The following is a 19,356-nucleotide window of genomic DNA, read 5'->3' as shown; positions in this document are numbered from 1 at the left end:
TTATTCCTCCAGTTGTTGAAGACTGCGGCTGCGAATCTCTTGTTGCAGCTTCTCAATCACTTCATTTACGTCCAGGCTGCCCAAGTCTTTGCCACGACGGGTGCGCACGGCAACTTTGCCTGCTTCTACCTCTTTGTCGCCACAGACCAACATGTAAGGGACACGACGTAAAGTGTGCTCGCGGATTTTAAAGCCTATCTTCTCATTTCTCAAGTCTGCTTTTACACGAATACCCGCATTTTGTAGTTTCTGCGTTAATTCGTTGACGTATTCAGACTGAGAATCGGTGATGTTCATGACCACAACCTGAACCGGCGCAAGCCAGGTCGGGAAGAAGCCAGCGAACTCTTCGGTCAGGATACCAATGAAACGTTCCATCGACCCAAGAATTGCGCGGTGAATCATAACCGGCACCTGACGTTCGTTGTTTTCGCCAACATAAGAGGCGCTTAAACGGGACGGCAGAGAGAAGTCCAGCTGTACAGTACCGCACTGCCATGCACGATCGAGGCAGTCATACAGGGTAAATTCAATTTTCGGACCGTAGAATGCACCCTCACCCAGTTGGAACTCAAACGGGATGTTGTTTTCTTCCAGCGCAACGGCCAGGTCAGCTTCAGCACGGTCCCACATTTCATCGCTACCGATACGTTTTTCGGGGCGAGTGGACAGTTTGACGACGATTTTCTCGAAGCCAAAGGTGCTGTACATATCGTAGACCATACGAATGCAGGCGTTAACTTCATCGCGAATCTGCTCTTCAGTACAGAAGATATGTGCATCATCCTGGGTAAAGCCACGTACACGCATCAGACCGTGCAGCGCACCTGACGGCTCGTTACGGTGACAGCTACCAAATTCAGCCATACGCAACGGCAAATCGCGATAGGATTTCAGACCCTGGTTAAAGATCTGCACGTGGCCCGGGCAGTTCATAGGTTTAATGCAGTACTCACGGTTCTCAGACGAGGTCGTGAACATTGCATCTTTGTAGTTGTCCCAGTGACCTGTTTTTTCCCACAGCACACGGTCCATCATGAACGGACCTTTAACTTCCTGGTACTGATATTCTTTCAGTTTCGAGCGAACAAAAACTTCCAACTCGCGGAAGATAGTCCAGCCATCGTTATGCCAGAACACCATACCCGGTGCTTCTTCCTGCATATGATACAGGTCAAGCTGCTTACCAATTTTGCGGTGGTCTCGCTTGGCCGCTTCTTCCAGGCGTTGCAGGTAGGCATTCAGGGCTTTTTTATCGGCCCATGCAGTACCATAAATACGCTGCAGCATCTTGTTATTGCTGTCGCCACGCCAGTATGCCCCTGCGGTCTTCATCAGTTTGAAGTGATGGCAGAAACGCATGTTCGGCACGTGCGGGCCACGGCACATATCGACATATTCTTCATGATGGTACAAGCCAGGCTTGTCATCATGGGCGATGTTTTCATCAAGAATAGAGACTTTATAGGTCTCGCCACGCTTCACGAAGGTTTCGCGCGCTTCGTACCAGCTGACTTTCTTCTTAATGACATCGTAGTTTTTCTCAGCGAGCTCGTGCATCCGCTTCTCGAGCGCGTCGACATCTTCCTGGGTTAACGTACGGTCAAGATCGATATCGTAGTAAAAACCGTTGTCAACAACCGGTCCGATCGCCATTTTGGTGTTCGGCCAAAGTTGTTTGATCGCATGCCCTAACAGGTGCGCACAAGAGTGACGAATGATCTCCAGACCTTCTTCATCTTTCGCGGTGATGATGGAGAGTTTCGCATCATGTTCAATCAGATCGGAAGCATCTACCAGCTCACCGTTAACACGGCCAGCAATAGTCGCTTTAGCCAGACCTGGACCGATGTCCAGCGCAACATCCATGGGGCTTACAGCGTGGTCGTAATGGCGTTGGCTGCCATCAGGAAGAGTAATAACAGGCATGTTATATCCTTATTTGCAGTGGTGCCCCACACGTAAGAGCACATACAAAGATTCAATATTTAAAATTATCAAAAAGGTCTGGGCTGATTCCCGCTTCACTCTGCGAAATATGTCACAGGTCACCTGACTGGTAACACTGGACCTACGCCCGTTTTTTGATAACACCGTTTGACAGTGTACACGGCATTAGGATGCGATCAAAGCAACAATCAACGTGCACTCTATGATGTAAATCAATTCACTGACACCCTGACGTCTTTGTTACACTTGTAGAAAGTCATTTCACCGGAGCAGGAAAAAACAATGCCAACAAACCGCTTTGCGAAGAAACACTGGAAGATGGTGGTGATCCTGCTGGTTATTTGTGCGGCAATGCTGATGCTGCGTTGGGCAGCAATGATCTGGGGTTAAAATACTGGCCGCTTTTCTGGTTCCGTTGTATTTATCAATTAAATCGAATTCATCTGAAAAATAGCGAGTTATCGATAAGCATTAAAAATAAAACACAGATTAACTTTTAAATAAACTTAACGTTAATAGATAAAAGCCGGGCCAATTATTTGGCCCGGTTTGTCATTACATACGATAGCCGAGCGAAAGCGTCGTGCGGCGATCGGTATGTTCCGGCGCGGTTGCCGGCGGTTCGGAGTTCCAGGTGACGTTGTACGCGACCTTCAATCCAAAGTGTTCGTTGATGGCAACGTTTAAGGCCGTTTCAGAGTTAAGCGTTGTATCATCTGCACCAAATACCGACACACCCTGCGTAAACTTGGTGTTGTCCGTCATCTGCCACGCATAAGCCCCGGACGCATAACCTAACGGTTGCGTTTCAGTGGTGCCATCAGTGTGCTCGTCATAACGTACACCAGGACCGAATTCAAAGCGGAAACTGTGTACCGGTCCATTAAGAAACTGGCGACCATAACCGGCCGTTAGCACGTCACGCTCACGGTATCCGTTATAACGGTCTGTTAACCAACTGGCCTGGCCAAAGAGATAGTCATAGTCAGTCATGTTGTAACGACTACGACCACCTACAGCATATTTCTCAGATGAACGCTCATCATTTGAGGAGGTGTTGCTGGCATTTCCCCACAGAGACCACGCCGTAGATTGACCATACCAGGTCATGGTGGTGTCGGCGGTTAAAGAAGAACTTTTTGTGTTGCCTGACTGGGCAAGATATCCCGCGTTCAGGTTACCTTCAAAGGGTTTTTTCGCGCTGGAAGGGTCATCCATGACAGTAAAAACGGAATCATCGGCGGCGGCATGCATTGACGCAAACACGCACCCCGTCAGCAATACTGCTGCGGGCACTGTCTTCAAAAGCTTCATTTATAAAGAGTCCGTACAACAAAAAAAGAGACCATAACGGTCTCGGAAACTTTCATGTGGATCAATGACAAAAGACCCTTGAAAGGTAACAAATTATAAAAAGACTCGAATAACATAGCAATAAATTCTTATTTCATTTTTTGAATAAGAGCGTTCCTAATCCTTTATTTTATTTATATATCTTTGGCACGAGAATTTTAAATAAAGCTGCGAGAAATCATGTTGTTAATTACTTCACTTTCGTGGCGTTAAGTGCCAGACTGGGGTCAGCCTAACAGGAGGTAAAGATGGTACGTATCTATACGTTAACACTTGCGCCCTCTCTCGATAGCGCAACAACCACTCCACAAATCTACCCCGAAGGTAAACTTCGCTGTACCTCACCAGTTTTTGAACCTGGCGGCGGAGGCATCAACGTCGCCCGCGCCATTGCACATCTTGGCGGAACTGCAACGGCCATCTTTCCGGTCGGTGGTGCGACCGGCGAGCACTTAGTTTCTTTACTTGCCGACGAAAATGTTCCCGTCTCGACTATCGAGGCTAAAGACTGGACCCGACAAAATCTCCATGTCCACGTCGAATCCAGCGGCGAGCAGTATCGTTTTGTCATGCCCGGTGCAGCGCTGACTGATGACGAATTCTACCAATTGCAGGATCAGGTACTGGAAATTGAATCGGGTGCGATACTGGTCATTAGCGGCAGTTTGCCGCCCGGTGTACAAATAGAAAAAATGACCCGGCTCATCACTACCGCACAAAAACAGGGGATCCGCTGTATTGTCGACAGCTCAGGCGAAGCACTGACGGCGGCGTTAGCCATCGGCAATATCGAACTGGTCAAACCCAACCTCAAAGAACTGAGTGCGCTGGTAAACCGCGAACTCACGCAACCCGATGATGTGCGCAAGGCCGCGCAGGAAATCGTACATAGTGGGAAAGCGCTTCGCGTTGTGGTCTCTCTTGGGCCACAAGGGGCGTTGGGCGTCAATCAAGAAACGTGCGTCCAGGTCGTCCCTCCGCCGGTGAAAAGTCAAAGCACCGTAGGCGCGGGCGACAGCATGGTCGGGGCCATGACGCTTAAACTGGCTGAGAATGCACCTTTTGAGGATATTGTCCGTTACGGCGTCGCCGCAGGTAGCGCAGCAACGCTCAATCAGGGTACGCGCCTGTGCTCTTTGGACGACACGCAAAAAATTTATTCGTATCTCACTCAGTAATGACACCGTCCCTCTTTTGAAGAGAAAGGGGATTCTCGCGTAAAACTGTCAGCATGGGTGTTATGCGACTATGATAAAAAATCACGTGATTACAAAGAAGTGAATCATGTGCAGTCAGACGTCTCCACAACGGTACGGGGTGAAGAAGAGCGACAAACATTAAGTGCCTTTCCAGCGATGACGCGTCCGTGGTGTGCGTCAGTTCGTGTTTTTTAACCGCATTCTTGCGCTAACCTTATGATCTGGCAGACAACATGGGGAGAGACATCATGTGGCAGGCTATCAGTCGTCTTTTAAGCGAGCAATTAGGTGAAGGCGAAATCGAACTCCGTAATGAACTGCCCGGCGGAGAGATTCACGCCGCATGGCATTTACGCTATGCGGGGAGAGATTTTTTCGTCAAATGCGATGTAAGAGAGCTGTTAACCGGCTTTATGGCAGAAGCCGATCAGCTGGAGCTACTTTCCCGCAGTCAAACTGTATCTGTACCGAAAGTCTGGGCAGTAGGCGCAGACAGAGATTACAGCTTTCTGGTGATGGATTTCCTCCCTCCCCGCCCGCTTGATGCGCATAACGCGTTTATTCTCGGACAACAGCTTGCGCATTTGCATGAATGGAGCGATCAACCACAGTTCGGCCTCGACTTCGATAATGCACTCTCCACTACGCCACAACCCAATGCCTGGCAGCGTCGCTGGTCAACCTTCTTCGCCGAGCAACGCATCGGCTGGCAACTGGAACTTGCGGCGGAAAAAGGCATTGCGTTTGGCAATATTGACGCCATTGTCGATCATGTTCAGCAACGACTCTCCTCCCATCAGCCACAACCTTCTCTCCTGCACGGCGATTTGTGGTCGGCAAACTGTGCGCTCGGGCCGAATGGCCCCTACATCTTTGACCCCGCCTGTTACTGGGGTGACAGAGAGTGCGATCTGGCAATGTTGCCGTTACATACCGATCAACCGCCGCAGATTTATGACGGTTACCAGTCTGTCTCGCCGCTACCGTTAGATTTTCTCGACAGGCAGCCTATCTATCAGTTGTATACGTTGCTGAATCGGGCAATTCTGTTTGGCGGACAGCACCTGGTGGTGGCGCAAAAAGCGATGGAAAGGTTACTGGCGGCTTAACGTATAAATAGCCCGAAAGCGGCTTTGCTTATCAGGCCTGACGCTTCACGTAGTCCAGGCCTGATAATATCGGACTTACAAAAATCCCAGTAATGAAAAGAAGAAATAGCCGATCACGATAACGATCACCGGCAAAATATAGAGCGGGAAGATTTGTAAAAAAATCGTATGATGTGGCACGACAATACGCGACTCAATTTGCTCACGCGATAACCCTTCACTGCCTTTTGCCTGTTCCAGAATCAACTGATCTTCAACGCCCTCGCGTAAAAAACGCGCCTGACGACTCATTCTGGCGCCAGAGTCCTGCAATGCCAGACCGATGAATATCAGAATGAAAATCAACCAAAAAACAAGATTAAGTCCGGTCTGAAAATCCGGTGTCGGCGAGTTATACCAAAACAGATTAAGAAACGGCGTATTCACCCGCATCATGTCGATCATCACGTGGGCAAAATCGAGCATTACCGCATTAATCCCCTCCTGCTTTTCGCTGTGCGCATACATAAACTTCAGTACAGAAACCAGTGTTGAAATCAGCGCGGGAATGAAAATTACCCATCCCGCCAGCCTTTTCAAGACGGCAATGCGTCCAGCTTGTTGATACGTCATGAGTTCCCCTTGATAAAGACGTGTCATTTTGGCCTAAGTTTACCCGTTGATAACCGTTTTCGCCTGATCTTTAAAGGCGGTATACTGCCAAATTAGCCATAATGAACGCTTAGAGCTCGTTCTGGTGGGCTCTTAATCCCTGTTATCACCCTAAAGGAGAGGTTGTGATGCCAACCCCGCGTCAAATTCTTGCTGCAATTTTCGATATGGATGGATTACTGGTCGATTCAGAACCGCTTTGGGATCAGGCCGAACTGGATGTGATTGCAAGTTTAGGCGTAGATATCACCCGCCGCCATGAACTTCCCGACACGCTTGGTTTACGTATCGATATGGTTGTTGATCTTTGGTTTGCGCAGCAACCGTGGAACGGTCCCTCACGTCAGGAGGTCACCGAGCGCATCATCACCCGGGCCATTGCGTTAGTGGAAGAAACAAAACCGCTGCTGCCGGGTGTGCGTGAAGCCGTGGCGTTGTGCAAATCTCAGGGAATCAAAGTAGGACTGGCATCCGCTTCGCCGCTGCATATGCTGGAAAAAGTGCTGACCATGTTTGATCTGCGCAACGACTTCGACGCGCTGGCTTCTGCAGAAAAACTGCCTTACAGCAAACCGCACCCGCAGGTTTACCTCGATTGTGCGGCGAAACTGGGCATTGACCCTATAAACTGCGTTGCGCTGGAAGACTCGGTAAATGGCATGATTGCTTCAAAAGCCGCCCGTATGCGTTCCATCGTCGTACCAGCGCATGAGAATCAGGACGATCCTCGCTTCGTTCTTGCCGATGTCAAATTAACCTCACTCACCGAACTCACTGCCGTTCATCTGCGCGGCTAATCCTGTAACGGGCAATGATCGTATTGCCCGCCCTCTCAGATTTTTTATTTTTAAAACATCGTTTCACTTTTAATTGTGTTTCTGTTTAACCTCTCCTATCCTTGCCCTATAGAGCAAGCGTTAATGACATAAATAGTTGAGGTAAACATGATTCAGGAAGCTTTTCGTCTCGAAGGTAAAGTAGCCATCGTCACTGGATGTGACACCGGCCTTGGGCAGGGTATGGCAGTGGCGCTGGCTGAAGCGGGCTGCGATGTAGTCGGCGTGAATCGTAAAATACCACATGAAACCGCAGAGAAAATTAACGCCCTCGGTCGGCGTTTTATGGCCATTCAGGCCGACCTCAGCCAACAAGAGGCGCTGTCTGGCATAGTGACCCAAACTGTGGCCACGTTTGGCCGGGTCGATATTCTGGTCAACAATGCGGGAACCATACGTCGTCAGGATGCGCTGGATTTTAGTGAAAAAGACTGGGATGACGTGATGAATCTGAATCTCAAATCCGTTTTTTTCCTGTCACAGGCAGTGGCGCGCCAGTTTCTGGTTCAGGGCAACGGCGGAAAAATCATTAACATTGCCTCAATGCTCTCTTTTCAGGGCGGAATCCGCGTTCCTTCCTACACCGCATCAAAAAGTGGCGTGCCTGGAATCACCCGCTTACTGGCTAATGAATGGGCGGCCAAAGGAATTAATGTCAATGCCATCGCACCCGGTTATATGGCGACAAACAATACGCAGCAGCTGCGCGAAGACAGTACGCGTAATCAGCAAATTGTCGATCGCATTCCCGCAGGGCGCTGGGGAACACCGGATGACTTGCAAGGCCCGGTCGTTTTTCTCGCCAGCCAGGCTTCTGACTATATCAATGGTTACACGCTTGCCGTGGACGGCGGTTGGTTGGCGCGTTAATCGTGCACTTGTGACAAAGGGTTACAACGTCACCTCTTCCGCCTACTGTATAAAACCCCTATACTGTATGAATTGACAGTTCATTGGGTTTTATCATGACGGCGGAAGGCCATCTTCTTTTTTCTATTGCCTGTGCGGTATTTGCCAAAAATGCCGAGCTGACGCCCGTTCTTGCTCAGGGTGATTGGTGGCATATTGTACCTTCGGCCATTTTAACCTGCCTGCTACCCGATATCGATCACCCGAAATCTCTGCTCGGGCAGCGGCTGAAGTGGATATCAAAGCCTATTGCCCGGGCATTTGGCCATCGCGGGTTTACTCACAGCCTGCTGGCCGTCTTTGCCCTGCTGGCCACGTTTTATCTGAAAGTTCCGGATAGCTGGATAATCCCGGCCGATGCCTTACAAGGTATGGTTCTCGGTTATCTCAGTCACATTCTGGCTGACATGCTGACTCCGGCAGGCGTTCCCCTGCTTTGGCCCTGCCGCTGGCGTTTTCGTCTGCCCATCCTCGTGCCGCAAAAAGGCAACCAACTGGAACGGTTCCTGTGCATGGCGCTGTTTGCCTGGGCTATCTGGATGCCGCAGACCGTACAAGAGAACAGCGCGGTACGCTGGTCATCACAGATGATTAATACGCTGCAAATGCAGTTTAATCGTTTTATAACGCACCAGGTTGACTAATAAATCGGCCAAAATGTCATTTTAGGTATAAACAATTCCATTTGAATATAAGAGGCAAGTCACAGTTCTGCTAATCTTGCGCCAACAGAATCACCATTGCATGGTGATACGCATAATAAGATCAGGAGAACGGGGATGAACTTTCCATTAATCGCGAACATTATCGTGTTCGTAGTACTGCTGTTCGTGCTGGCGCAAGCCCGCCACAAACAGTGGAGTCTGGCCAAAAAAGTACTGGTCGGTCTGGTCATGGGCGTGGTGTTTGGTCTCGCCCTGCATACCATTTATGGCTCCGACAGCCAGGTTCTTAAAGATTCCGTACAGTGGTTCAACATTGTCGGCAACGGTTATGTCCAGTTGCTGCAGATGATTGTCATGCCGCTGGTATTTGCGTCTATTCTCAGCGCCGTTGCGCGTCTGCACAACGCCTCTCAGTTAGGTAAAATCAGCTTCCTGACCATCGGCACGCTGCTGTTTACTACGCTGATTGCCGCACTGGTCGGGGTTCTGGTAACCAACCTGTTCGGCCTGACCGCCGAAGGCCTGGTGCAAGGTGGTGCCGAGACTGCACGTCTGAACGCTATTGAAGCCAACTATGTTGGCAAAGTGGCTGACCTCAGCGTTCCGCAGCTGGTACTGTCGTTTATCCCGAAAAACCCGTTTGCCGATCTGACCGGTGCTAACCCGACGTCGATTATCAGCGTCGTTATTTTCGCGGCCTTCCTGGGCGTTGCGGCACTTAAACTGCTGAAAGATGATGCGCCAAAAGGCGAGCGCGTATTAACGGCTATCGATACCCTGCAAAGCTGGGTGATGAAGCTGGTTCGTCTGGTGATGCAACTGACTCCGTACGGTGTTCTGGCGCTAATGACCAAAGTGGTTGCCGGTTCCAACCTGCAGGACATCATTAAGCTGGGTAGCTTCGTCGTTGCCTCATATCTCGGCCTGGGCATTATGTTCGTCGTACACGGCATCCTGCTGGGTATTAACGGCGTTAGCCCACTGAAATACTTCCGCAAAGTCTGGCCAGTACTGACTTTCGCCTTCACCAGCCGTTCCAGTGCCGCTTCTATTCCACTGAACGTTGAAGCGCAAACCCGCCGTCTGGGCGTCCCTGAGTCCATCGCCAGCTTTGCCGCCTCTTTTGGTGCAACGATTGGTCAAAACGGTTGTGCGGGTCTGTATCCGGCGATGCTGGCCGTGATGGTGGCACCAACTGTCGGCATTAACCCGCTGGACCCAATGTGGATTGCCACGCTGGTGGGTATCGTGACCGTCAGTTCCGCAGGCGTTGCGGGTGTGGGCGGCGGCGCGACCTTCGCGGCACTGATCGTACTGCCTGCCATGGGTCTGCCGGTCACACTGGTTGCTCTGTTGATCTCAGTTGAACCGCTGATCGATATGGGGCGTACTGCATTGAACGTTAGCGGTTCCATGACCGCTGGTACGCTGACCAGCCAATGGCTGAAACAGACCGATAAATCGATTCTGGACAGCGACGATCACGCCGAACTGGCGCATCGCTAAAAGCCTGTCTGCGCAAAACAAAAAACCGCCAGTGAGTTATGCTCCGGCGGTTTTTTTATATCCGATTAATCGCTCAGTTCGTTTTCCTGGCGAATCTGGTTAGCCCAGCGCTGGGCCGACTCCGGAACCGTAAATGCAGGCGAACGCTGAAACGCCTCCCCCATTAAGACAAAAGCGACATATTTTCCGCGCAGTATCCATACGTCACGAAACGCATCCATTTTCACCGCATGCTCTGGCGGAGCGGGCTCCACGCGAGGAACATAGCTGATGACCGGACGATTTTGTTGGCGAAGAGGTTTCATAATCAGTTGCTTCACTAAAGACAAATTCTAAAAATCTGAAAAACGCTATCTTAGCTGATTTTACCCCTGGACGGTGCAAAAACAGTGAATTCGTGAAGTGGGTGGCGATAATGGGGGGAACAGATAAGTTGCAGCAAACATCAATGACGCAGACAAAAAAATGCGGCGCACCGACGCGCCGCCAACTCAGGAATTAAACGTTCAGAAAACTGCCAAGACGATAACCGCGCTCCGCAATAGCGTATTTCAATGACGAAGACGTCAGTACGTCAAGCTCAGTTAAGCGGGGGTAACAGTAGGCACTTTGTCGAATGATGTCATCGATAAACGCCGGATGACACATCACTTCCAGCGAGGACTCTCCCCGGTCTGCGGACGCGTCCAGCGTCTGCAAAAACAGGGCCTCAGAAATCGCGTCGCCATAAAACTCACTGCTAAATCCCTGGGAGGTACGCAACGTTTCCGGTAAATCGGACGCCTGGAACACTGTCTGCCGATCGATCCGCAACGCAACCCCTCTCTCCACGGCAAAACTGGCGACAATCGGGAAAATCTGCGGGAACATATGCACGTGGTGATGACTATCCAGATGCGTCGGCTCCCGCCCGAACAGGTCAATAAAACGCTGATACTGTGCAGCCAGCTCCCGAGAAATCTCTTCCAGCGGCAACGTTTCTTCCTCTGCCATCTGCCAGATCCATTTCCCTAACACACCGTCACGCGTCAGACCCGGCATAGCCGTTAACGGTTTGCCGAGCGTCAGGACAAAGTGCATCCCAACGGCAAGCTCCGGTATATCGCGACTAAGCTGTACCGCATGCTCTATCGCCTCGCCATTCACCAGGGCCGTGGTTGAGGTGACAATGCCATTGCGACAGGCTTCAACAATGCCGTAGTTTTGTCCTTTGCTCAGGCCAAAATCATCCGCATTCACAATCAGTACGCGTTCCATAGCCAACCTCAGTTAGTGTTGTTCGCTTTTAAGTTTCTCGATGCATCCGGCGAAATTTGGCAGCCATTTTTCATGCGCCAGAATCAGCTCACGGGCAAGAATTTCAGCATCAGTGTCGGAATGCACCAGCGGGCTCAGGTTCAACGCCAGCAGCACATCATTCAACTCGCCGCTCAGTGCTGCGTTGCTCGCCGCCACTTCAAAACCTTTAATGGTATAGATAAGCCCCAGAACCTTTTCATCGAAATGGGTGATACGTGGGTGCGGAGTTGCACCATTGCGCCCCAGCGTGCAGGTCATCTCAACGGCCCAGTCCGCAGGAATATTATCAACATGGCCATGATGAGGAATGTTGACGTAATGTTCGGTCTGTTTGTCGTTGTAGATAGCATTGATGACTTCACACGCGGCATCAGAGTAATAAGCCCCGCCACGCTGTTCCAGCTCTTTCGGCTTAACATTCAACTCAGGATTTTTATACAGATCAAACAGTTGCTTTTCTACTTTCTGTACCACCTGTGCGCGTGCACCACCTTTGTAATATTCGCCCATTTCAATCGCCAGCATCTCTTTTGGCTTGAAGTAGTACAGCAAATACGAGCACGGCAGCAGCCTCAGTGAACGAATCAGCCCTTCACTGAACGGCAGATCGAAGATGTTCTTCACGCCAGAGGCTTTCAACTGACCCGACGCAACGCCGTCCAGCAGTTCATCAAAGCGTGACACACCGTTGACCAGAACATCCTTAATGAAGACCATATGGTTCAGACCAAACAGATCGATGGATAAGTCATCGCTCTCTTTCAGCGCCAGCACGTCGCTGATGAACATTTTCATGCCGATCGGAATATTACATACCCCGATGAATTTCTTGAAATTCGTATGGCGATAAACCGCCTCAGTCACCATCCCGGCTGGGTTAGTGAAGTTGATCACCCACGCATTCGGGCACAGTTCTTCCACATCTTTCACAATATCAAAGATAACCGGAATGGTACGCAGGCCTTTGAACAGCCCGCCAGCGCCGTTGGTTTCCTGCCCCAGATACCCGTGGCTCAGAGGAATGCGTTCATCCTTTTCACGGGCTTGCAGTTGCCCAACCCGCAACTGGGTAGTAACGAAATCAGCATCTTTCAGCGCTTCGCGGCGATCCAGCGTTTTATACACTTTCATCGGGACGCCAGCTTTATCAATCATGCGCTGGCAGAGGTCAAAAATAATGTCCAGCTTCTCTTTACCACCGTCGACATCCACCAGCCACAATTCAGAGACCGGTAATTCATGATAACGCTTAATAAAGCCTTCAAGTAATTCAGGGGTGTAGCTGCTCCCGCCACCGATAGTGACGACTTTTAATTTCTGGCTCATAATTTCTCCCTTCAGTGTAAAAACACTGACACGTATTATGCTCAACCCATTCGTCAGGTATAGCGTGGCAGTCCCGGCGCTATTTTGGGCAAGCTATAAAAATTGGTTATTGGTAAATAAAATTTACTGATTAAATTCCGTTAATTTCTTACGATAGCTATTTGGTGTAAACGACGTCAGCTTTTTAAACGTTTTAATAAACAAGCTCGGACTACTGTAACCAGACTCATAGGCAATATCAGTTACAGAATAGTTAGTCATTTCCAGCTGTTTTTTAGCAAAATTAATGCGGATTTCATTAATAATCTGCATTGGCGTTTTACTGTAATAACGCTGGGTTGCACGGGTCAGATACTCCTGGGATTTTGCGGACAGGTGTACCATATTTTCCAGCGCATTTTCGCTGAACTGCCTTTTGTCATGCATGCTTTCCACGGTAGTTTTAAGCCATTGTGGAATATCATCCAGCACCTGCTCTTCCCGATGATGGCGTAACCGATTAATAATATAGAAGGTGACCACTTCTACAAATTCATCCAGTCCGCTTTCACGAAAGTTCAGTGATGCTATAACCGTTTCGATGTAGGTAAGAAACGAGCTGTTCGCCCGATACACCTGCGATGCGACAAAACAAAATGGCAGCAACGGGTGGTAGTGCTGTTCAAAAAAACGTTTACTGATACCAACGTTAAGAATTCGCGTCGCGCCGAAATCATAGAAACTTTGGTGATGCGATCCCAACGGGATAAAGACAAAGTCTCCGCGCTCAAGCAGTACACGCTTACCGTTGATTTCCTGATAGTAACGTCCAGTTAATACAAGGGTAAATTCGTAGTAATCATGCTGATGCAGCCCACTGATACTCTCAGTTTTGTTATAGATGAACACATGAAAATTTTTGCCATTAAAAAGCTGCTGCTCATAGACGGTTTTGATTTCCGGTGCGTTAATCTGTAGCTGCATTCTGCACTCCTCGCTATTTCAGCTTCTCGTGAAGCTCAATCAGTTCTGCCACCAGTTCACGTGCCAGCATCGACGTCATCAGGTGGTCCTGTGCATGGACCAGCACCAGGCTGACTTTCATTTTACCTTCACCCTGATCGCCTTCAATCAGTTTAGTCTGGACAAGGTGTGCTTCGTTCAGCGCCATGCGAGACTGTTCCATCATGGTCTTCGCTGACTCAAAATCACCCTGTTTGGCCATTTTGAGCGCGCCATACGCCAGGCTACGCGCCTGACCCGAGTTGATGATGAGCCCCATCACCACTTCTTCAAGCTCTTCTGCTTCTGACTGCGTGTCGACGATGTTCTCGATATCCAACATACTTTTTTCCTCTGGTTCAGTCCGGCATGGCCGCATAGCCATGCCGGATTAAATTTAGAATTTCAATGCGTTAGCGATATCTTCTTCGCTTTCTTCTTTATCAATGACGTTCTGAGCTTTGTTGGCGACGACCACAAATGGCAGGTACACCAGCGTTGCGATGCCAAGGTTAAACAACGCGACCAGCAGAGCAGCGACGCTACCGTTGGTGTTAAAGAATGCGCCCAAACCGGTTGGCATAGTCCACGGTGCAATGTTGGTAATTGGTGGAATAATGCCTGTGTAATAAGCGGCCAGGGTAATCGCTGCCAGAATCGGCTGAACCAGGATGAATGGAATAAACATAACCGGGTTCATGATAATCGGCAGACCGAACAGAATGGGTTCGTTAATCTGGAACAGACCTGATGGCAGTGCCAGTTTTGCTACCTGACGATAATCAGCGCGACGAGATGCCAGGAAGATAGCAATAATCAGACCCAGCGTTGCCCCACTCCCTCCCAGGAAAATATAGGAGTCCAGCATCGGCTTCGCCCAGACGTGGAACGTCTTACCCGCTTCCAGTGCCGCGTCTACGGAACCAAACTGTTGGTAGATAGAGATGTTTTCCAGCGCCCAGGGGGTCATGATACCGCTGTCCAGTGCAGTCAGTGCCAAAGAACCGTGAATACCAAAGAACCACAACAGCGGAACAAAAATCACGTACGCCCAACCCACCACACTACCCAGTGACGCCAGCGGAGTTGAAATGGAATCCATGATGATCTGGTGGAAGTTCGTTCCCCAGGTGTTCAACGCCCAGGCGATGATCCCCATAATAGAGAGGATAATGAAGCCAGGAATCAGTGCAGAGAAGGAGCGAGAAACAGAAGCCGGAACGCTATCAGGTAATTTAATAACCCAATTACGATGCACGACGAAGGTGAACATTTCCGCGACCACCAGGCCGATAATAATACCGGAAATAATGTTCGCACCGCCCAGCCAGTTAGCACCCACGGCATAGGCTTCACCCACACTGTAAGGTGTGACTGTCATAAATGCGGCGACAGATAATAAACCAGCAGCCAGCGCATCGACCTTGCGTTCTTCCGCCAACGCCATACCGATAAAGAATGGCGCCATCAATGACATAATACCCAGCGTACCGTTATAGACGTTCCCACCGATGCCTTTTAAACTATTTAGTGTTTCAATAGTTGAAGCATCAAGTCGAATGCCCATGGAATAAAAAAACGACCCCTCCCCAAAGCTCAGGAAAACGTTATTGATTAATACAAACATAGCCCCTGCGAGGGTTAACGGCATTAAACGAATAAAACCGTTTTTGATTGCATTAACGTGTGGCTGCTTTCCAATTTTTACAGCAAAAGGAAGGAGTACCTTTTCAAGTGAAGCAATAGCGTTACTCATAGAAAAATACCCTTAAATACCGCAATTAACAATTGCGGTGAATGTTAATGAAATAACTCTTTGACGGGAAAATTTAAAATAATTAATTTGCTGCGGCTTTTTTAATTGCTGCAACTGCAGCCTTAAGCACGCCTAAACCATCGACTTTGCCATACAACAGCGAGTCAATCACTTCTACAGGTTTGTTGGGTAACAAACGCTGAATTTCGGGCAACATATAAGCAATCTGTGGACCTAATAACACAACATCGGCTACTGGGCCTTTTTCTCCGGCCAGCGTTTCGGGAAACGCTTCAATGATAACCGGCACTTCGTATTTTTCAGCCTGAGCACGCATCTTCGAGACCAACAAAGAAGTCGACATGCCCGCAGAACAAAACAGATAAATGTGTTTCTTTTCCATTAAAACGATCCTCATGTGCGATTATCTGTGTACCAGACACTCCGCAAGCCATAACCTGCATCCATGCTCTGGGTAACTTGCGTCAGCTAAATTACTTTTTTAGGTGGCTGAAATGAGTATACGGGATTGCACCCGCGGATGGTATTTCATTGACCAACTAAATTGTCTCTCCTTGACCTGCGGTTATGACACCCCTCACACTTCGGGCAAATAATTCGCGACAATAAATAAGATCGCGTGACACAAAAAAACCGGCACAGCGGCCGGTTCGTCAGAGTGCTCAGGCAATAAACAGTTGTTACTTCTTCGCTGCCTGCGGGTCGGTGTCGTACTCCGCACAGGTCTGGTAGCCGGAATTAATCACGTGCCCAGTATCATCTAATGCAACAAAATAGGTCTCTGCTTTACCATCTCGTTGACCCAGGATGTAGGTCTGACATGTACCACGCGCATGGATCATGCTGACTTCAGAAGAAGGTTTACCGGCAATCTGCGCCACTTGCGCCCGGCTCATCCCTTTCTTCACATCTTTCACCACGGGCTGCACAAATTGGTCTTTGGTACGATCGTAAGCCGTACAGCCTGCCAGCATAGTCAATACCGCCGCTGCACTCAGAATTCCTGTTAGATTCTTGTTCATATTCCGTCCTCTTGTTTTTCAGCGTGTTATATAAGCCTGGAGCACAACAACGCATTTTTCAAGCTGTCAGTTGATACTCGGGTCATTTCAGAAAATTCTATCAAAACAAAATGATGTTATATCCGGCTGCATCCCTTGTCGTTTGGACGTCAACGCGTTAGCTTTAACACATCGTTATTTTTGATCATTTTATTTTCCATAGGGGGTTAAATGACTCTGCAGCAAGAGATAATCCGGGCACTTGGCGCCAAACCACATATTAATGCAGAAGAGGAAATTCGCCGCAGCGTGGATTTTCTGAAATCGTACCTCAAAACCTACCCTTTCCTTAAATCGCTGGTGTTAGGGATTAGCGGCGGACAGGACTCAACCCTGGCCGGAAAGTTATGCCAAATGGCGATTTCCGAGTTACGTGAAGAAACGGGTAACGATGCTTTGCAGTTTATTGCCGTGCGACTGCCTTATGGTGTGCAGGCCGATGAACAGGACTGTCAGGACGCGATAGCGTTTATACAACCTGACCGTGTACTCACCGTCAACATCAAAGGCGCGGTATTGGCCAGCGAGCAGGCATTGCGCGAAGCAGGTATTGAACTGAGTGATTTTGTGCGCGGCAATGAAAAAGCCCGCGAGCGTATGAAGGCACAATACAGTATCGCCGGAATGACCAGCGGTGTTGTCGTGGGTACCGATCACGCCGCAGAGGCCATTACCGGATTCTTTACCAAATATGGCGATGGCGGCACTGACATTAACCCAATATTCCGCCTCAACAAGCGTCAGGGTAAGCAGCTTCTTGCGACATTGGGTTGCCCTGAGCATTTATACAAGAAAGCGCCAACCGCCGACCTCGAAGACGATCGTCCCTCTCTGCCAGATGAAGCAGCATTAGGCGTTACCTACGACAACATTGACGATTATCTGGAAGGAAAAACGTTGAATGCCGACGTTGCGAAGAAAATTGAAGGCTGGTACGTGAAAACAGAACACAAACGTCGCCCACCGATTACGGTGTTTGACGACTTCTGGAAAAAATCGTAATTCGCTGATTTACCCGTGCCGGATAACCACAAAATGGTTTATCCGGCCCAAACGACGTCATTGCACCGAATCAGGCGAAAAACCTGGCTTCCAGTTAATCTCACTAAACAACAACTTCCCCTCGCGCTCCAACAGTCGCAACGTATGCTTACCGTCATGCCAGCACGCCCCCTGGTCAGCCGTCAGCAACTTATCCCCCAGTTGCCAGGCTCCGCTAATAACAAATACCACGCCGCCACGCGAACCAAAGGTCGTAAACGTCCGGTCAGCCACACGAACTTTAGCCTGGCAAACATCCCGACGGGTCATGATATTAAAATCCATCGACATCTGTCCTTCCGTCAGCTTCGCTTTTACCACGCGGTCACCGGCGAACGTAAAAGGCTGATGCTGTTTTAGCGTATGCGGTAACGTGTTAGCACCTTCCAATGTGACTTCTCCCCCTTCGAGCAGTGTAATAACGCGCTCAACTCCGGGAAAGAGTGAAAATTCGCCGTTCGCAGCAATGGAGGCAATACTCGCCCGCCAGTGAAAGTCGCGCGTTGCTGGCGGAAAACAACATATTTCACGCGTTTCTCCCGCACCATTACGCCAGAGATTAACCGGCATTTTGCGGATATCAAAGTACTCCATCATCCCTCCAGAAAGGCACTGTGCGCCGACATGCCGTCATCAGGCAGCCAAATCATCATTGTTATCATTCACCCTGCTCGTTGTTATCGGCAGCAGAGTTGATTTGCCTTAGCGATGACCATGGCGTTTTGCAAAAAAGTTTAACGCGCTGATCCAGGTAGCATTTTCGCGGGCCTCAGGAGCATAACCTGTCCCAAGCGCTGTGCAATAGGTAGGAAAGAAAAAACCGCCGATCCTGCCCACATCGTTAAACGTGTTGTGGACAAGGCCGGCGGTCTTGAGTTTTTTTTCACGCTGTCCGGGGCAATCTGCTCCGACACAGCATGAATGATTGAGTATAGACGCCTACCGATTATTCGGCAGCTTGTGGCATTTTACCTTTCTGCGCTGCTCGTTCTGTCAGACGCTTCTCAAAATTGGCATTAAACTGTTTTTTCTGTTCCGGGGTCAGAATGTTGTAAATTTTGTTCTGCGTTTCCATATGCGCCAGCATGTTAGCTTTGCGCTGCTCTTCCATCTTCGCAATCTGCGCTTCAGCTTTCGCTTTATCGAAGCTATCGCTGGCGATGATATAGTGCATTGCACGGCGTTCTTCCAGCGGAGGACGTTTCATCTGATCGCGCTGACCTTTCATGATGTCGCGGATCTGCTGTTTCTGTGCATCGGTCAGGTTCAGGTCTTTAAACATCATGTCGTGATGCGGGGCGAATTTACCGTTGTGGTGCATCATCGGTTTGGCATCTGCCGGAGCTGCTGTGGTAGCGTCAGCGGCATGAGCCAGGTTTGCAGCGCCCAGCGCCAGGGTAGAGGCAACAAACAGAGCAGTCAATTTACGCATAATTTCTATCCTTCCTTTCAGTTATTCTTACGACATTCATGCGAAGCTTATGCAATGTGATGTCGTGTTGACGGGATTAACTTTACCGACTTAAGCGTCAATTAATCAGAGCAACGGTAAAACAATGAAAGTGTAAAAAACAAACTTTCATCAATTATGAAGAAAAAAAGAATAAATTGCGGAGAGTTGAAATAAAAAATTACAACACGATGATTTTGAAAGAATTATGAAGAACTATACCTGAAACCTGGTTATTAAGAA

21 protein-coding genes are annotated in these 19,356 nt (G+C 49.3%); 8 read left to right on the top strand and 13 right to left on the bottom strand.

Annotated elements, in window-relative coordinates; all coding sequences use genetic code 11:
- The gene (gene thrS / locus AL515_RS11360; RefSeq protein ID WP_040233697.1) at positions 1–1,929 is read right to left on the bottom strand and encodes a threonine--tRNA ligase; all 1,929 of its coding nucleotides are present in this window, start codon (positions 1,927–1,929) and stop codon (positions 1–3) included.
- Positions 1,930–2,232: 303 nt separating this feature from the next.
- On the opposite strand from thrS, the gene yniD reads away from it, so the two are divergent.
- Positions 2,233–2,340 carry a small membrane protein YniD gene (gene yniD / locus AL515_RS11355; RefSeq protein WP_003030590.1) on the top strand — a complete coding sequence of 36 codons (108 nt, stop codon included), beginning with the start codon at positions 2,233–2,235 and terminating at the stop codon, positions 2,338–2,340.
- Positions 2,341–2,505: 165 nt separating this feature from the next.
- Here the strand turns inward: yniD and AL515_RS11350 are convergent, their stop codons facing one another.
- Entirely contained in the window at positions 2,506–3,264 is a 759-nt protein-coding gene (locus AL515_RS11350; RefSeq protein WP_048211874.1) for a DUF481 domain-containing protein, read from the bottom strand.
- A gap of 287 nt (positions 3,265–3,551) precedes the next feature.
- Between AL515_RS11350 and pfkB the strand changes: the two genes are divergently transcribed.
- Entirely contained in the window at positions 3,552–4,481 is a 930-nt protein-coding gene (gene pfkB / locus AL515_RS11345) for a 6-phosphofructokinase II (RefSeq protein ID WP_061067786.1), read from the top strand.
- 269 nt (positions 4,482–4,750) lie between these two features.
- Positions 4,751–5,611, top strand: coding sequence for a fructosamine kinase family protein (locus tag AL515_RS11340; RefSeq protein WP_061067785.1), 861 nt, complete (start codon positions 4,751–4,753; stop codon positions 5,609–5,611).
- Positions 5,612–5,686: 75 nt separating this feature from the next.
- Here the strand turns inward: AL515_RS11340 and AL515_RS11335 are convergent, their stop codons facing one another.
- Positions 5,687–6,223 (bottom strand): YniB family protein, encoded by a 537-nt coding sequence (locus AL515_RS11335; RefSeq protein WP_061067784.1) that lies wholly within the window; start codon positions 6,221–6,223, stop codon positions 5,687–5,689.
- A gap of 167 nt (positions 6,224–6,390) precedes the next feature.
- On the opposite strand from AL515_RS11335, the gene hxpB reads away from it, so the two are divergent.
- The 4 genes from hxpB (at position 6,391) to tcyP (ending at position 10,178) form a co-directional block, all read left to right on the top strand.
- Complete coding sequence (gene hxpB, locus AL515_RS11330) at positions 6,391–7,059, top strand: hexitol phosphatase HxpB (protein WP_061067783.1); 669 nt, start codon at positions 6,391–6,393, stop codon at positions 7,057–7,059.
- 147 nt (positions 7,060–7,206) lie between these two features.
- On the top strand, positions 7,207–7,968 hold the full coding sequence (gene kduD, locus AL515_RS11325) for a 2-dehydro-3-deoxy-D-gluconate 5-dehydrogenase KduD (RefSeq protein ID WP_061067782.1): 762 nt from the start codon (positions 7,207–7,209) through the stop codon (positions 7,966–7,968).
- 83 nt (positions 7,969–8,051) lie between these two features.
- Positions 8,052–8,651, top strand: a complete 600-nt coding sequence (locus AL515_RS11320; protein ID WP_086523651.1) for a metal-dependent hydrolase — start codon at positions 8,052–8,054, stop codon at positions 8,649–8,651.
- Positions 8,652–8,786: 135 nt separating this feature from the next.
- The gene (gene tcyP, locus AL515_RS11315; protein ID WP_061067781.1) at positions 8,787–10,178 is read left to right on the top strand and encodes a cystine/sulfocysteine:cation symporter; all 1,392 of its coding nucleotides are present in this window, start codon (positions 8,787–8,789) and stop codon (positions 10,176–10,178) included.
- 65 nt (positions 10,179–10,243) lie between these two features.
- On the opposite strand, the gene cedA is transcribed toward tcyP, so the two are convergent.
- The 8 genes from cedA to osmE form a co-directional block, all read right to left on the bottom strand.
- On the bottom strand, positions 10,244–10,486 hold the full coding sequence (cedA, locus tag AL515_RS11310; protein ID WP_231591575.1) for a cell division activator CedA: 243 nt from the start codon (positions 10,484–10,486) through the stop codon (positions 10,244–10,246).
- A gap of 190 nt (positions 10,487–10,676) precedes the next feature.
- On the bottom strand, positions 10,677–11,435 hold the full coding sequence (gene chbG, locus AL515_RS11305; RefSeq protein ID WP_061067780.1) for a chitin disaccharide deacetylase: 759 nt from the start codon (positions 11,433–11,435) through the stop codon (positions 10,677–10,679).
- Positions 11,436–11,447: 12 nt separating this feature from the next.
- On the bottom strand, positions 11,448–12,803 hold the full coding sequence (locus tag AL515_RS11300) for a 6-phospho-beta-glucosidase (protein WP_048211884.1): 1,356 nt from the start codon (positions 12,801–12,803) through the stop codon (positions 11,448–11,450).
- Between the two features lie 123 nt (positions 12,804–12,926).
- Positions 12,927–13,766: a transcriptional regulator ChbR gene (chbR, locus tag AL515_RS11295; RefSeq protein ID WP_005120798.1), complete on the bottom strand. Its 840-nt coding sequence runs from the start codon at positions 13,764–13,766 to the stop codon at positions 12,927–12,929.
- A gap of 13 nt (positions 13,767–13,779) precedes the next feature.
- Complete coding sequence (gene chbA, locus AL515_RS11290) at positions 13,780–14,127, bottom strand: PTS N,N'-diacetylchitobiose transporter subunit IIA (protein ID WP_061067779.1); 348 nt, start codon at positions 14,125–14,127, stop codon at positions 13,780–13,782.
- A gap of 54 nt (positions 14,128–14,181) precedes the next feature.
- The gene (gene chbC, locus AL515_RS11285; protein WP_040233680.1) at positions 14,182–15,540 is read right to left on the bottom strand and encodes a PTS N,N'-diacetylchitobiose transporter subunit IIC; all 1,359 of its coding nucleotides are present in this window, start codon (positions 15,538–15,540) and stop codon (positions 14,182–14,184) included.
- 82 nt (positions 15,541–15,622) lie between these two features.
- Positions 15,623–15,943 carry a PTS N,N'-diacetylchitobiose transporter subunit IIB gene (gene chbB, locus AL515_RS11280; RefSeq protein WP_003832547.1) on the bottom strand — a complete coding sequence of 107 codons (321 nt, stop codon included), beginning with the start codon at positions 15,941–15,943 and terminating at the stop codon, positions 15,623–15,625.
- Between the two features lie 298 nt (positions 15,944–16,241).
- On the bottom strand, positions 16,242–16,583 hold the full coding sequence (gene osmE / locus AL515_RS11270; RefSeq protein ID WP_003030621.1) for an osmotically-inducible lipoprotein OsmE: 342 nt from the start codon (positions 16,581–16,583) through the stop codon (positions 16,242–16,244).
- A 210-nt stretch (positions 16,584–16,793) separates the two neighbouring features.
- Between osmE and nadE the strand changes: the two genes are divergently transcribed.
- The gene (nadE, locus tag AL515_RS11265) at positions 16,794–17,624 is read left to right on the top strand and encodes an ammonia-dependent NAD(+) synthetase (RefSeq protein ID WP_048211886.1); all 831 of its coding nucleotides are present in this window, start codon (positions 16,794–16,796) and stop codon (positions 17,622–17,624) included.
- Between the two features lie 57 nt (positions 17,625–17,681).
- Here nadE and ves read toward each other — a convergent pair whose 3' ends face one another.
- Both ves and spy read right to left on the bottom strand, forming a co-directional pair.
- A complete protein-coding gene (ves, locus tag AL515_RS11260) occupies positions 17,682–18,257 on the bottom strand; it encodes an environmental stress-induced protein Ves (protein WP_048211887.1) in 576 nt (191 codons plus the stop codon).
- Positions 18,258–18,609: 352 nt separating this feature from the next.
- Entirely contained in the window at positions 18,610–19,095 is a 486-nt protein-coding gene (gene spy, locus AL515_RS11255; RefSeq protein ID WP_061067778.1) for an ATP-independent periplasmic protein-refolding chaperone Spy, read from the bottom strand.
- Positions 19,096–19,356 lie beyond the last annotated feature (261 nt).

This window comes from Citrobacter sp. FDAARGOS_156 (genome assembly GCF_001559235.2).
Taxonomy (GTDB): domain Bacteria; phylum Pseudomonadota; class Gammaproteobacteria; order Enterobacterales; family Enterobacteriaceae; genus Citrobacter; species Citrobacter youngae.
This window is presented reverse-complemented; position numbering and strand designations above follow the sequence as displayed.

Bases quoted from the DNA above. Each gene is read 5' to 3' on its own strand.
- thrS (WP_040233697.1), bottom strand. From the start codon at position 1,929: ATGCCTGTTATTACTCTTCCTGATGGCAGCCAACGCCATTACGACCAC.
- yniD (WP_003030590.1), top strand. From the start codon at position 2,233: ATGCCAACAAACCGCTTTGCGAAGAAACACTGGAAGATGGTGGTGATC.
- AL515_RS11350 (WP_048211874.1), bottom strand. From the start codon at position 3,264: ATGAAGCTTTTGAAGACAGTGCCCGCAGCAGTATTGCTGACGGGGTGC.
- pfkB (WP_061067786.1), top strand. From the start codon at position 3,552: ATGGTACGTATCTATACGTTAACACTTGCGCCCTCTCTCGATAGCGCA.
- AL515_RS11340 (WP_061067785.1), top strand. From the start codon at position 4,751: ATGTGGCAGGCTATCAGTCGTCTTTTAAGCGAGCAATTAGGTGAAGGC.
- AL515_RS11335 (WP_061067784.1), bottom strand. From the start codon at position 6,223: ATGACGTATCAACAAGCTGGACGCATTGCCGTCTTGAAAAGGCTGGCG.
- hxpB (WP_061067783.1), top strand. From the start codon at position 6,391: ATGCCAACCCCGCGTCAAATTCTTGCTGCAATTTTCGATATGGATGGA.
- kduD (WP_061067782.1), top strand. From the start codon at position 7,207: ATGATTCAGGAAGCTTTTCGTCTCGAAGGTAAAGTAGCCATCGTCACT.
- tcyP (WP_061067781.1), top strand. From the start codon at position 8,787: ATGAACTTTCCATTAATCGCGAACATTATCGTGTTCGTAGTACTGCTG.
- chbG (WP_061067780.1), bottom strand. From the start codon at position 11,435: ATGGAACGCGTACTGATTGTGAATGCGGATGATTTTGGCCTGAGCAAA.
- AL515_RS11300 (WP_048211884.1), bottom strand. From the start codon at position 12,803: ATGAGCCAGAAATTAAAAGTCGTCACTATCGGTGGCGGGAGCAGCTAC.
- chbR (WP_005120798.1), bottom strand. From the start codon at position 13,766: ATGCAGCTACAGATTAACGCACCGGAAATCAAAACCGTCTATGAGCAG.
- chbA (WP_061067779.1), bottom strand. From the start codon at position 14,127: ATGTTGGATATCGAGAACATCGTCGACACGCAGTCAGAAGCAGAAGAG.
- chbC (WP_040233680.1), bottom strand. From the start codon at position 15,540: ATGAGTAACGCTATTGCTTCACTTGAAAAGGTACTCCTTCCTTTTGCT.
- chbB (WP_003832547.1), bottom strand. From the start codon at position 15,943: ATGGAAAAGAAACACATTTATCTGTTTTGTTCTGCGGGCATGTCGACT.
- osmE (WP_003030621.1), bottom strand. From the start codon at position 16,583: ATGAACAAGAATCTAACAGGAATTCTGAGTGCAGCGGCGGTATTGACT.
- nadE (WP_048211886.1), top strand. From the start codon at position 16,794: ATGACTCTGCAGCAAGAGATAATCCGGGCACTTGGCGCCAAACCACAT.
- ves (WP_048211887.1), bottom strand. From the start codon at position 18,257: ATGGAGTACTTTGATATCCGCAAAATGCCGGTTAATCTCTGGCGTAAT.
- spy (WP_061067778.1), bottom strand. From the start codon at position 19,095: ATGCGTAAATTGACTGCTCTGTTTGTTGCCTCTACCCTGGCGCTGGGC.